Origin of the sequence: Streptomyces sp. NBC_01210 (genome assembly GCF_036010325.1) — a bacterium.
GTDB lineage: Bacteria > Actinomycetota > Actinomycetes > Streptomycetales > Streptomycetaceae > Streptomyces.
Map to the genome: position 1 here is coordinate 3,504,396 of NZ_CP108549.1, position 12,502 is coordinate 3,516,897.

14 protein-coding genes and 2 pseudogenes are annotated in these 12,502 nt (G+C 67.7%); 4 read left to right on the forward strand and 12 right to left on the reverse strand.

Going from position 1 to position 12,502, the window contains the following annotated elements:
* Positions 1-251: 251 nt before the first annotated feature.
* Both OG735_RS15790 and OG735_RS15795 read left to right on the forward strand, forming a co-directional pair.
* Entirely contained in the window at positions 252-944 is a 693-nt protein-coding gene (locus OG735_RS15790; RefSeq protein WP_327323810.1) for an alpha/beta hydrolase, read from the forward strand.
* 27 nt (positions 945-971) lie between these two features.
* Positions 972-1,655 carry an alpha/beta hydrolase gene (locus OG735_RS15795; RefSeq protein WP_327323811.1) on the forward strand — a complete coding sequence of 228 codons (684 nt, stop codon included), beginning with the start codon at positions 972-974 and terminating at the stop codon, positions 1,653-1,655.
* On the opposite strand, the gene OG735_RS15800 is transcribed toward OG735_RS15795, so the two are convergent.
* The 7 genes and pseudogenes from OG735_RS15800 to OG735_RS15830 all read right to left on the reverse strand — a co-directional run bounded on the left by OG735_RS15800 (position 1,625) and on the right by OG735_RS15830 (position 8,118).
* Positions 1,625-2,134, reverse strand: a complete 510-nt coding sequence (locus OG735_RS15800; RefSeq protein ID WP_327323812.1) for a hypothetical protein — start codon at positions 2,132-2,134, stop codon at positions 1,625-1,627. The genes OG735_RS15795 and OG735_RS15800 overlap by 31 nt on opposite strands.
* Positions 2,135-2,149: 15 nt before the next feature.
* Positions 2,150-3,157: a hypothetical protein gene (locus OG735_RS15805; protein ID WP_327323813.1), complete on the reverse strand. Its 1,008-nt coding sequence runs from the start codon at positions 3,155-3,157 to the stop codon at positions 2,150-2,152.
* A 76-nt stretch (positions 3,158-3,233) separates the two neighbouring features.
* A complete protein-coding gene (locus OG735_RS15810) occupies positions 3,234-3,692 on the reverse strand; it encodes a hypothetical protein (protein WP_327323814.1) in 459 nt (152 codons plus the stop codon).
* Between the two features lie 355 nt (positions 3,693-4,047).
* Positions 4,048-5,304 carry a protein-glutamine gamma-glutamyltransferase gene (locus OG735_RS15815; protein ID WP_327323815.1) on the reverse strand — a complete coding sequence of 419 codons (1,257 nt, stop codon included), beginning with the start codon at positions 5,302-5,304 and terminating at the stop codon, positions 4,048-4,050.
* Between the two features lie 268 nt (positions 5,305-5,572).
* The gene (locus OG735_RS15820) at positions 5,573-6,055 is read right to left on the reverse strand and encodes a hypothetical protein (RefSeq protein WP_327323816.1); all 483 of its coding nucleotides are present in this window, start codon (positions 6,053-6,055) and stop codon (positions 5,573-5,575) included.
* A 679-nt stretch (positions 6,056-6,734) separates the two neighbouring features.
* Positions 6,735-7,130: pseudogene (locus OG735_RS15825) on the reverse strand (transposase); the annotation flags it as partial.
* A 385-nt stretch (positions 7,131-7,515) separates the two neighbouring features.
* The gene (locus OG735_RS15830) at positions 7,516-8,118 is read right to left on the reverse strand and encodes a DUF2867 domain-containing protein (protein WP_327323817.1); all 603 of its coding nucleotides are present in this window, start codon (positions 8,116-8,118) and stop codon (positions 7,516-7,518) included.
* A 95-nt stretch (positions 8,119-8,213) separates the two neighbouring features.
* On the opposite strand from OG735_RS15830, the gene OG735_RS15835 reads away from it, so the two are divergent.
* Positions 8,214-8,774 carry a TetR/AcrR family transcriptional regulator gene (locus OG735_RS15835; RefSeq protein ID WP_327323818.1) on the forward strand — a complete coding sequence of 187 codons (561 nt, stop codon included), beginning with the start codon at positions 8,214-8,216 and terminating at the stop codon, positions 8,772-8,774.
* Between the two features lie 190 nt (positions 8,775-8,964).
* Here the strand turns inward: OG735_RS15835 and OG735_RS15840 are convergent, their stop codons facing one another.
* From OG735_RS15840 to OG735_RS15860, 5 genes and pseudogenes are all read right to left on the reverse strand, one after another.
* Positions 8,965-9,741, reverse strand: coding sequence for a DUF5753 domain-containing protein (locus OG735_RS15840; protein WP_442812436.1), 777 nt, complete (start codon positions 9,739-9,741; stop codon positions 8,965-8,967).
* Entirely contained in the window at positions 9,650-10,177 is a 528-nt protein-coding gene (locus OG735_RS15845) for a DUF6879 family protein (protein ID WP_327323820.1), read from the reverse strand. Before OG735_RS15845 ends, OG735_RS15840 begins: the two co-directional genes overlap by 92 nt.
* 77 nt (positions 10,178-10,254) lie before the next feature.
* Positions 10,255-11,103, reverse strand: a complete 849-nt coding sequence (locus OG735_RS15850) for a helix-turn-helix domain-containing protein (RefSeq protein ID WP_327323821.1) — start codon at positions 11,101-11,103, stop codon at positions 10,255-10,257.
* Between the two features lie 11 nt (positions 11,104-11,114).
* Positions 11,115-11,564 (reverse strand): DUF6879 family protein, encoded by a 450-nt coding sequence (locus OG735_RS15855; protein WP_442812437.1) that lies wholly within the window; start codon positions 11,562-11,564, stop codon positions 11,115-11,117.
* A 40-nt stretch (positions 11,565-11,604) separates the two neighbouring features.
* Positions 11,605-11,865, reverse strand: a pseudogene (locus OG735_RS15860) (hypothetical protein).
* Positions 11,866-12,178: 313 nt separating this feature from the next.
* Here OG735_RS15860 and OG735_RS15865 point away from each other — a divergent pair.
* Entirely contained in the window at positions 12,179-12,403 is a 225-nt protein-coding gene (locus tag OG735_RS15865) for a hypothetical protein (RefSeq protein WP_327323823.1), read from the forward strand.
* The last annotated feature ends 99 nt before the right edge of the window (positions 12,404-12,502 follow it).

The following is a 12,502-nucleotide window of genomic DNA, read 5'->3' on the forward strand; positions in this document are numbered from 1 at the left end:
CTCGGGACGGTAATCCGGGGACGGCCGGGAGGGACCTTGGAAACTGACCGGGACCGGGAGCCGGTGACGGCGCCGACGACGGCTTCGGCGGTGTTGCGCAGTCCAGGGGCGGCCCGAGGTGATGGCGGGGGAGGCGCCGGCGAAGTCCATCTTTCAGCTGCCTCCCGGCGGGGCTCAGCGTGCGGTGGCCGCCCGGCCGAGATTTGCTTGGTGAGTCGACACCTCCGTCGCCACCGAAAGGACACCGTTCCATGGCTGACAGGCCCGCAATCGTTCTAGTACACGGCGGTTTCGTGGACGGGTCCGGCTGGCGGCCCGTCTACGACCTGCTCACCCGCGACGGCTACCGCGTCTGCGTGGTGCAGAACCCGACCCTGTCGCTGCAGGGCGACGCCGCCGCAGCGCGGCTGATCATCGACGCGCAGGACAGCCCGGTCGTGCTGGTCGGTCATTCCTACGGCGGCGCAGTCATCACCGAAGCGGGCACCAGCCCGAACGTGACGGCTCTGGTCTACATCGCGGCGTTCGTGCCGGACACGGGCGAGTCGGTCAACACGCTCATCTCCGGATTCCCCACCGAGCTGCCCGGACCGCCGATCTTGCCGCCCAAGGACGGCTTCCTCTTCCTCGACCGGGACAAATTCCCGGCATCGTTCGCCGGTGACCTGCCCGCCGATCAAGCCGCGTTCATGGCCGACTCGCAGGTCCCCTGGGGGGTGGACGCCCTCGGCCAGCAGGTCACGGAGGCCGCTTGGCGGACCAAGCCGAGCTGGTACATGTTCACCACCGAGGACAAGATGATCCCCCCGCCTGCCCAGCGCACCATGGCCGGCCGAGCCGGCTCGACCACAGTCGAGGCCGTGGGCAGCCATTCCGTCTTCGCGTCACAACCGGCTCCAGTGGCCGACCTCATCAAGCGGGCCGCGGTGGTCGTGGCGCCCTAGCCGCAGCTACCGGAGCGAGGGACCGCCATGGCAAGCATTCACGTGATCGTCCTCCCGGGCGGTGGGTACGCCGAGCATGTGCCACACGAGGCCGAGCCGATCGTCGACTGGCTCAGCGGGCTCGGTGTGCAGGCGAGCGTCTTCCGCTATCCGCTCAACGCAAGACACCCGGTACCGCTCGATGCCCTCCGTGCCGAGATCCGGCGCCTCCGCGCGAGTGGAGCGGAGCGCATCGGCCTGATGGGATTCTCCGCGGGCGGTCACCTTGCCGGCCTTGCTGCCCTGGCAACCGGTGCCGAGGCGCAACCCGTGCAGTTCGTGGTCCTCGGATATGCGATCACGTCGATGGAGACCGAGACCACCTACCGCCCCGCCAGGCTGGTCCTGCTGGGGGAGGAAGCCAGCCCGGCGCTGCGACGCTCCACATCTTTGGATGCGCTGGTGACGCCTGAGTCACCGCCGTTCTTCGTGTGGCACACCGCGGAGGATATCTACGTCCCTCCCGAGCACACCTACCGATTCGCTGCCGCGCTTGCGGCCCACAACGTCCCGCATGCCGTTCACGTGTTCGCGCACGGGCCGCACAGTCTCGGCCTGGCAGAAGGCGCGGGGGACGTCGAGACCTGGACAGCCTTGGCCGCGTCCTGGATTGGGTGCAGATCTGATGAGGGTGCTGTCGATCAGGCCGCGAGTGTGAGGTGGTCGCGGTAGCGGGCCTGGTGGTTGCGGGCGAACTCCTGTTGTTCGTGCCAGGTCCAGTAGGTGTCGAAGTCGCCGTTGGCGCGTAGTGCGCGGAGCTTGAGTACGGCCTCGGCGCCGGCGAGTCCCCAGCGGGCCCCGGTGATGTCGAGCCGGTCTTTGACCAGGTGGCGGCAGGCGCCCTCGATGATTCCGGTCGCGATGGGCCAGCCGCGTTCCAGTGCGGTGCCGTAGCGCAGGTACTGGGCCTTGTTGCGCAGGTAGCCGACGGCGTCGTCGACGCCCTTGCGGCGGTTCTTCTTCAGCCGGGCTGTGCGGGCGGCCGCCTCGAGAGCGGTCGCGGCCTGTTCCGCGCCGCCGCCGAGGATGGTGCGGGCGTGACGTGCGACGAAGGCTTCGGCGGCCGGGTCGCCGGCCTGATGCAGGCACCAGGCCGCGTCCCAGAGGTATTCGAGCACGTGGATGAGGTCGATGACGATGTGCACGGTCACGCCCCGGTACTTGGCCTAGGCGGTGATGAGGTCGAGTTGGTGGCGGGCGCCGTCCACGAGCACGACCCAGGGCCGGCGATGGGTGGGGTCGCGATGCTCGGCCTGGTCGAAGACCGCGGCCACGACCTGCGCGGCGGTGCCCTCGATCGAGCCGGTCAGCCACTTGGACCTGGCCTTCGGCCCGGGACGGCGTTCATGCCCGCCGCCGCCGGAGTCGTCGCCGGGGTCGGTGATGATGTCGTCGACGCCGCGCTCGGCGGGCTCGGCGTCGTAGACGGCGCCCAGGGTGGCCATGCGCTTGCGGCCCAGTTTCTCCCCGGCGGCCAGGCGGGACTTCATCTTGTTGCCGCCCTTCGCCTCGGCGGCCTTCGCGGTGGCCTCGCGCAGCGCCTCCGGCCTTATCACCACGCCCTTGCCGTCGGCCGAGAGCACCAGCGTGGTCGCGTCGGTGCACGGAGCGGGCACCAGGGCGTCGTAGAAAGAGTCGATGTCCGCGGCGGCGCCCACCGCCAGTTCCTGGACCCGCCGGTGCCCGATCCCCGCCCCGGTCATGGTGTTGATCCGCTCGCACGCCTCGGCGAACGAGCCGCGCGATGCCTCGATCGCCGCGAGCCTGGCCAGCCCGTGACTGTGCATCCCCGCCGGCAGGTTCAGCATCGCGTCGGCCGGGTGCAGATCCGCCACCTTGTCACCGCGGTAGGCGATCCGGGTCACGGTCACCTTCCCGAACACCGTGGCCAGGGTCCTCGAGCGGCCCCGCTCGATTCTCGTGCGCTCGAGCTCGGTGGCATCGACGACCTCGGGCAGCCGCTGCTCGGTCAGCGTCCGCAGCCGCAGATGGTCCTGGAACAGCTGCCGGGTCACCTCCCGCATCCGCGCGCCCAGCAGGTCCTCCAGCTGTGAGTGCGTCAAGGCCGCCACCTCCGGGGACCCGAGCTCCTTCGTGACCTGGTCGAACAGGCCACGGGCGGCGGCGAACGCCGACTCGCACCCGGCCAGGGCCATCCCGTCCCCACCGCTCACGGTGCCACCGTCCGGGACGTGAGCGCGAACAGCCCCGGCTCCGCCTCGGACAGCACTCCGCGGTCCACGAGCCGCTTCAGCTTCGAACGCATGCCCTCGACATGCCGGGCCTCCGTCGGGGAGCCCACCGACTCGCACACGTCCTTGCACCGTAGCGGGCCCCCGCCTCGGCGAACGACACCAGGATCTGCCGGTAGGCCTGCGAGGTCACCACCGTGTCCCCCGCCTCCTCGGCCTTCAGCATGACCGGGACCAGCTCCGCCAGCGGCACCGTCGCCGCCTCCAGATCCCCGACCGGCCCGGCGCCCGCCGGCACCGGGCCACTGTCGACCAGCACCTGGTCCACCGTCTCCCGCGTGATCCGCAGCCGCGTCAACTCCTCCTCCACTCCCTCCAGTTCCCCGGACAGGCCCGCGATCTGCTCACGCAGCCGCTCGGCCCGCCCACGCGCGGCCGACTCCCTGACTTCCAACGCTTCGAACAACGACGGCACCACACCACCCCCAGTCAGCACCCCACCCAGCGGCGGGCTCAACGCCGACGACGGTAGAAACCGACCACCTCCACACCACCCCCAACAGCCCCGAATCACCCAAACGAGGCACCCCTACAAGATCTGCACCCATCCCGGATGAAACAACGGGACGAAACGCCCACTGACCAGACAGAATGGTCAGGGGCCATCGTGCTGCGTGCTCTCTTCCAGCCGTGAGGGACGTGGTGCCCCGGGTGGTCGTCCTTCTTGCACTCCCGTGCCTGGAAGTAGCACAGGGCGCCACGGCTCAGCGGGGGAACTGTGAGAGGCAGGCATCCCCTTCGGAGAGGCTGCTTGAGCGTTGGGCTGGGGAGGACTGAACAGGGCCGGGGCCCGGCTCTCCTGCCCGGTTCTGCTACGGCCAGCCTTGCTTCACCTTGGCGGGGGCGGTGTTCCAGCTCTTAGGTATGAACGTGATGACGTAGGTTCCCCGGTCGAAGTCCGCGTACCCGGAAGACCAGTTCCGGAACTTGCTCTCGTATACCTGCATGGGTCCCAGGTCGCCATTGGGTGCGTGATAGTGGTTGGCGTGAGTCCATACGGTTTTCTCGGCATCCGCTTCCGTTTGGGCCCCGAACCAGCCGTAGTCGAAGTTGATCCAGCTTTCGCCAGGAGTGGCGGGGCTGCGCGGAATGTTTCTGTCCTTTGACATGTCGACCAGGCCTGTGCCGTGGTCAGGGCGGAAGGCATCCGGGTCGCCGTACTTCCTCTTGTCAGAGGAGCTCTGCTGGTCCTGCCCGCTCCAGAAGTGCTTTGAGTAGATCACCGCCTTCATCCTGGACGGATCGTAGTTTCCTCCATCCCTGTCCTTGAAGGACGGCGTGTTCCTCAGCGCCGAGTACAGGTTCGAGCGGCTGTCCTCGTGGAGCAGAGCGTCATCGTTCTTCGCGAGCTCTGTCTTGAGGTTGTCGACGTAAGCCCCCTCGTCGTGGGAATTTTCCAGGGCGTTGTTCATGATGGACGCCACATCACGCGCCCGCTTGAAGCCCTTCCCCTCGTCGAAACTGCCCTTGGCGATGCGTCCCTCAAACTCCGCATGCGTTTCGCCGGGTCGGGGTTTGGTGTTCCTCAGGTCGTTCCTGTACTTGTTCTCGTCGAAGAACGCGAACGCTAACTTGTTCGTCGGGTAGGGGCCGGAATTGACCCAGGTGATGCCGACGCAACCGTAGGACAGCCTTTCTCGCTGCTCCCGGGTCATTTGCTGCGCCTTGCCGTCGCGGTGACTGTAGACCTGCTGCCACTTGCGTATGTAGTTGTTGACGATCGTCGTTGATCTGCCTCCGTCGGCCCGGTACGCGTCAGGCATCCTGTCGAGCAGCTCGGCAGGAGGAGTTTCCCGGTCGTCGGCAGCGCCGGCGGCCCCGGAGGATGCGCTGGTCCCCGGCCGCGAATCCGCCGGGGACTCGCCAGGTCGCCCCAGAGCCAGAGCCCTGTCGTTGAGCGCGTTGATGGCCCTGACGTCATACGCCGTCAGGTCGTGCGTTTCGGCGTAGGACTCCTCCTTTTCCCCGTTGCCGCTGTCGGCGGCCTGGCTGACCGACGGCATGAATCCAGCAGTGCACAGGACCGCACCCACCGTGGCGATGGCGAGGAATTTCCGACGTTCATGCATGAAAACCAAGAGCTCCTTTGTGGTGAAATCTCATGGAACAAGGGCGTGCGAGAGCACGACGCAATGGAGGGTTTGCAGGCGAGCTGCCGCTCACGGCCGTGGCCGCGCTGTCCTGCGTCGCTGCGCAGCGGACGGAGATGCAGTGAATGCGGGATTCAGCGGTGGCGGTGAAGTCGCCGCCGGTCAGGGCCTGGCGGCCGCCAGGCGGGCTGGGCGCGACGAGGTGACCGCTGGCCGCCCGCCCGGGTCGGGCGGGGCCGGTGACTCGCTACCTCGGGGTCGCCGCCGAGGCGACGACGCGGGCCCGGTCCGGGTATTCGGGGTCGCCGTAGCGGACCTCGACGCGCGGGTGGGAGCGCAGGAACTCGGTGTCGGCCAGGCGGACCTGGCTGGGGTGCTCGACCGTGCGCACGGCGATGTCCGTGTCGAGGAAGAAGCTGAACTCGCCGGCGGCCGGGGCGTAGACGAAGAACGTGCGGCCCCCGAACCTCTGCTGCGCGACGTTGTCCGTCAGGACCAGGGACCAGAAACCCGTGCAGTGGCCCGCGGGACACATGAACTGGAAGCCGGCCCGCAGGCCGTCCAGTTCCATCCCGCGGAAGGGGTTGCCGTCGCCCGCGTTGACCGTGGCGGCGGTCGCTGGGGCAGCCGTGTCCGGGGTTGCTGCCTGCGCTCCCGGTGTGAGGGGCAGGGCCAGGGCCGCGGTCACAGCGACGGTCGTGAGGGCGCGGAGAGCGGTTCGACATATCACGTCTCGGCTCCTGTGTGAGTGATCAGGTGGATACGAGCAGCGATCATTGCCTCGAGTGAACTCCCCGGCAACAACACGGCTGCAAAACCGGCCAGTCCATCTCGTAGGACGCTATCTGGCCATGTATCCGAACCGGACCGGCGTCGGGATGTCATGCGGCAGCATTCCCCTGCAACTGGCGTGAGGTACGCGGCGAGACCCGCACCGCCGATGCTGAGAACCCCACGGTGCGTTCGATGACCCCCGCCACCGGCGGGGACGAAGAGCCCCATACAGCGGCGGCAATCCAGCTGCGGGGGCTCCGTCAACCCGCTCCCGGCCGCAGCCGAACGGACCCCAGCCCACCTCAAGGACAGGAAGATCTTCGCCATTCGCTACTGCCGCCCCCCTGCCCCTATCGCCGTCCTCACGAAGGCTGTCACGGCCCTCACCCTTCTCCAACAAGGCCGGGAAAGCCCCGTGAACAGACCTCCAGGCATCGACACAGAGCCCCGACAGGCGACGCGGGGTCGACTGCGACGATGGGCACGCGCCTGATCAACGGCGTGAGCCCCTACGACGATCATGCCGACGCCTGGGACAAGCGTCCGGCTGAGGGCCTGCCCGGACACCACCGGACAGGCACCGGGGGTGCCCCTATCTCTTTCGTCAAGGGGCAGGGCGGTTGATTCGTGATCGTTCAGGCGGTTTGGGGGACGGTGTGGGTCTCGAAGAAGGTGCCGTCGCGGAGCATCGCGAAGAGCACGTCGACGCGGCGGCGGGCGAGACACATCAGGGCTTGCTTGTGCCGTTTGCCCTCGGCTTTCTTCCGCTCGTAGTAGGCCCGGGAGGCTGGGTCCGAGAGCGAGGCGAACGCGGCCAGGAAGAACGCCCGTTTGAGGTGCTTGTTGCCGCGTCGGGACGGGCTTTCACCGTGGATCGAGGAGCCGGATCTCCTGGTCACAGGAGCGAGGCCGGCGTAGGCGGCGAGGTGTCCGGCGGTGGGGAAGGCAGTGCCGTCGCCGACATCTATGAGGATGCGGGCTCCGGTCCTGACGCCTATCCCCGGCATCGACGTCAGGAGCTTCGAAAGAGGGCGCCATGGAGGACGGGGACATGGAGACCGCGGCCGGACTGGTGGCGATGGCGTATGACGAGACGGTCGGCGATCTGATTGACCCGCACGCATCGGCCATCCGGCACATCGGCTACTGAGGGGCGCATTCGTGAGCGAATCCGTCGACACCTACTGGACCTGGCACGAACAACAGGAGTTCGCCCGCAACCACCAGGCCCGCTACCGCGACCACCTCACACTCGCGGCCTGATCGACAGCACCCTCATCAGATCTGCACCCTCCTGGATTCGCGAACGCGCCTCAGCCTGACGCGGCCTGCGGCCTCTTGCGTTAATCCGGCTCCGGCTGCGTTCGTGAACCATCTGCCGGAGATGCGCTGCGCGTTGGCTGAGGACGGAGCCGGTCAGCGCACGCTCCGCCCGGCGGCGTTCGCCTGCCACTCGCGGCCGATGGAGCGGATCAGCGCCGGGTACACCCCGATGTACCGGAAGGGCTTGATGGCGGCCATGTAGAGGGTGCCGAACAGCCCGTTCGGCTTCACCAGGACGGCCATCTGGCCGCGGTAGCCGCCGGACCCGTCCGGGACCCAGCCGATGTGCATCACCGCGTGCACGGTCTTGTTGCCCATCTCGGCGGCCCACTCGTCGTCCCTCTGATAGAGGGAGGTGAACGGGGAGGAGCCGAGGTCGGGACCCTGGGCGCCCTCGCGAAGGTCCGCCGGCAACCGGTCGCGCAGGGAAGGCAGCCGGGTACTGATGCCGGTACCGGACTTGTCCCAGCCGAGCAGTGCTCCGAGCTTCCAGCGGGCGGCGAAGAGCATGCGGGAGACGGGACCTTCTCCGTTCACCCCGCTCCTGAGTCCTTCGGCGAACTGGCGCACCAGCCACACATGGTCGTCGGGTCCGCCGGGGGTGGGCAGTGCCCACACGTCCTCGACCGTGAAGTCGTCGGCGATCTCGTGGATCCGCCAGGGGCGGTCGGTGTGGGCGGTTCGGGGAAGTCGCATGAGCAGGCCCCTGTCTATACGGTGGCGTATATATCGAAGGTAGACCCATCTATGCGCCCCCGTATACTCGGCAGGGACGTGAGGAGGCACACACCATGGGCGCGACCCGCACGCCACGCGGCAAGTGGATCGAGGAAGGCTTGCGGGCACTGGTCGCAGGCGGCCCCGAAGCCGTCCGGATCGAGGCACTGGCGCAGACACTCGGCGTCAGCAAGGGTGGCTTCTACGGGTACTTCCGCAACCGGGGCGCGCTGCTCACCGAAATGCTCGACACCTGGGAGTACGAGGTCGCCGAGAGCGTGATCGAGCAGGTGGAGAGCGGCGGGGGAGACGCCAGGGCCAGACTCGAGCGGCTGTTCGCCATCGCCGCCTCCACCACCGACGGGCCGGTGCGAGGCACCACCGCCGATATCGCGATCCGCGACTGGGCCCGCCGCGACGCGGCCGTCGCCGAGCGCCTGCGCCGCGTCGACAACCGCCGTATGGACTACCTGCGTTCCCTGTTCTCCTCCTTCTGCCCCGACGAGGACGAGGTCGAGGTCCGCTGCCTGCTCGCCGTCTCGGTGCGCATCGGGAACCACTTCAACGCCGCCGACAACGGCAAGCGCAGCCGCGCGGAAGTGATGGAACTGATCAGGCAGCGGCTGCTGAAGTAGCCGGCCCCGCCATCGTCTCCCGCACGTGGCATCGCTCTCATGTGGCTCAACGTGCGCCTGGTCACGGCCAGGGCTGTCCGGCGGATCAAGCCGTACGAGGTGGGCGTCACCGGAAATCGCAGATGTGCATGCCGGCTTCCAACGCCTGCTCGACTTCATCACAGCCGAGGGCGCATTCGTCCGTCCGGGGTCAGTTCAGAGCGTCGATGGCCTTCACGATCAGCGCCCGTGCCTCCTGCCCGTACACCGCCACGCTCCGCAGCTCCTCGAACGCCTTCAGGTACAGGGCGATCTCGCTCGGCTGAGTGATGTTCACCTGCGCGGACAGCAGCTCGACCGACACGAGGGTGTCGTCGTACATGTGGAACGTCTCCTGCGGCCAGATCCGGCGCTGCCGGGTGGCCATCGGGATCACGCCGAGGCAGACAGACGGCAGAGCGCCCGCCGTGAGGAGGTAACCCAGCTGCGCGGTCATCGCGTCCGCGTCGCCGAGCCGGTAGTGCAGAGCGGCTTCCTCAACCAGGAGAACGAACCGGTGTCCCTGCTCGTGGATGACGCGGGAGCGCTCGACTCTGGCAGCAGCTGCCTCGGCCCCGTCGTTGGGGATCTCGCGGAAGTCGGCGATAGTGCTCAGCAACGCAGCTGCGTAGCCCTCGGTCTGCAGGAGGCCGGGGACCAGCGTCGACGAGTAGACGCGGAACAGCTGGGTGTCGTGGAACAACTCCACGTAGTTGTCCTGGAGTTGCTTCAGCCCACTGCGCACCTGGTGGCGCCACTCGCTATAGATCGACTCTGCGTTGAGGGGCCGGGCGATTTCGCGGGCAGCCTGCGCAGACGAGGACGTGGAGCTGGGCATACCTGTCCGTTCCTTCCTGCTAGTGGATCTGATACTGGCCGTGTGGGATCGCGCGTGTCCACACGGCCTCAAAGGCTTCGGCACACAGCTTCGCGGCGGCCGGGTCGTCACTGATCTCCCCGCCCATGGACGATCCGTCGCCGGCGAAGTGGTTCCAGCGCACCCAATGATTGTCGAAGAGCCAGAAGTCGTTGCCGGGCAGGGCGATGTCCGAGGCGCGGCGACGTGGCAGCCACCGCACCTGCTCACCGGCTGCGATGTTCGTGAACGTGCCGGAGTGCTCGTACTGGATGTACTCGCTGACCGGCTCGGACACGATGCGGGCCCGGCGGACGACTACACCGCGGGCGACCGTCTCTGACATGAGGTCGAGCCACGGCCGCCACCAGGACGCGCGGTCGGCGGGATCATGACGGAAACCGCTCTTCCATGCGGCGAACGGACCCGCCTCATAGTCGACGGCATAAGAGTCACGCATCTCCAGATGCACGGCGGAGCGTGTGCATCCATGGATCAGTTTGTCGAATGTCGGAACGCTCGACTGCATCGCACGCCTCCCTGATCACGGGGAACTTCGCGGCGCAAGGCCGCCGAGCCGATAGTCGTCCTCGTCGAACATGTCTGTCAGGTCAGAGCCTCGATGGCTCTCACTATCAGCGCCCGTGCCTCCGCTCCGTACACCGCCTGCCGGTGCAGCTCCCCGAACGCCTTCAGGTACTGGACAACCTCGTCCGGCGCGGTGATCTTCACGGAGGCCGACAACGGCTCATGGTGTACCCGCTCGTCGTCGAAGACTGTGAACGTCTCGATGGGCCACATGGAGCGCTCTGCACCGGCCGGGATGACGCCCAGCGACACGGACGGCAGATCCATCACCGAGAGCAGTGAGCCGAGTTGGCCGGCCATCGTTCCGGCATCTCCGATGCGGTAGTGCAAGACCCCTTCCTCGATGACGATCGCGAGGCGCCGATTCCCTTGCCGAACGAGACGTGAGCGATCCATACGTGCGTTGACGGCTTCGGCCACGTCGTCCGGGAGGCCGCGGAAGGTGGCGATGGCCTGCAGCAGCGCCGTGGCGTAGCCGGGCGTCTGCAGGAAGCCGGGCACCACGTTGGAGCAGTAGACCTTGAGGTGTTTGGTCCGCTTGTACAGCGGAAGGTCTGCCTGCTGGAGGCGTTTGAGCCCGGTGCGCTGAAGCCGCCTCCACTGGACGTACATGGAGTCGGCTTGCCGGTTCGCCGCAACGAGGTCGGGCGCCTGCCCGTCGGCTCCGCAGGCGAGGCACCACAACCTGATGTCCGCATCGGACGGTGGCGTCTTGGCGCTCTCGATGCGCGACGACTTCGACTCGTGCCATCCGCAGCGAGCCGCCAGCTCCCGCTTGGTGATGCCCGCGTCCAGCCGTACCTCCCGCAGCCGCTCGGCAAGCGCGGCGCGTGCGGATTGCACGCTGGACGACGCGGACTCGGTCATGTGCCCGCGGACTATCGGATCCGGTACTGATCGTGCGGGGTTGCGCGATCCCAGACGGTTTCGAACGCGGCAGCACAGAGCTTCAGTATGGCCGGGGCTTCCGTGAGCTCGTCTTCCACCACGGCGCCGTCGCCGTCGAAGTGGTGGACCCGAAGCAGAGCGCCGTCGAAGAGCCAGAAGTCATTCCCAGGAAGGGCAATGTCTGTGGCCAGCCGACGTGGCAGCCAGCGCACTTGCTCGCCTGCGGTGACGTTGGCAGTCGTGACGTAGTGCTCCCACTGGATGTATTCGCTCACAGGCTCGGAGACGATACGAGCCCGCCGGATGACGACCCCGCGGGCGACCGCGTCTGCGATCGTCTGGTCGTAGGCATGCCACCACGTCGCCCGGTCCTCCCAGTCGATGCGGTCTCCGCGCCGCCAGGCTTCGAAGCGCTCGTTGTCGGCGTAGCTGTCGCGCATTTCAAGGTGCGTGGCGGACGTGTGAGAGCTGGCCAGCAGCTCAGCGAAGCTCGGGGTTTCCCCGCTCGATCGCATCGCACGCCTTCCTGATCACCGGCACCATGCGCGCCGGAATCCTGATGATGGCCTCAGTCTCCGGCACGGATCCGTTCGCCGGGCTGGTCGCCTCGCATTCAGCAACTGTTCCGGCGTCAGGCTTTCAGCCCTGGAAGAGCAGCTCCCGCGCCTCTTCGTCGGCCCACACTGTCGGGCAGTGATCGCGGTCTGTGTCTGGATCGATGCCGATGAACCGTAACGCCATGTCGACCTCCAACGCCTGGTTGCGTGCTCGGACTTGCATCACTTTCAGGCTATTGCCGCAGACCGTCAAGGTCGTGAACCGGCCAGGTACAGGTCAGATCCATTGCTGTGCAAGTTGGTGCAGGTTTATGGCGGACGCAGGGGCGCGATTCCTACCGTCGGCATCAGAGCTGATCGCCGACGAGGGGCCAGGCCGTGATGACGTTGAGGGTGTACCGCGTGGACGCCGCGACCCGCCGTCGGCGCGAGACCTACAGGCTGACGATCCCGACGAGCGACCCCGAGCGGCTCCCGGACTCCCTCACCTTTCCGCCGTGCGCCTGCCCCCGCTGCAGGGCCGCCCGGTGACCGCGTCCACGGCCGACGCGCGCGTGCTGCCCGCGGCCGGAGATCTGAGTTGGGAGCAGTACGCCGGGCGAGCCTGCGTCTGGTGCGGCAAGCCGTTGACCGTCGGCGCGCGCAGTGTCGGCACAGCACGCGGCCGGGAAGGCGTCCACGTCCTCGACATCGAGGTGTACGCGGGCCCGTGCTGCCCGTAGCCACCGACACCAGAGCTCCGCCTCGGCCGACGACTCCGGCCAGGAACCCCGGCCGAGGCGGTGATGGGACCCCCTGAGGGACCCGCGTGCACGACGGCG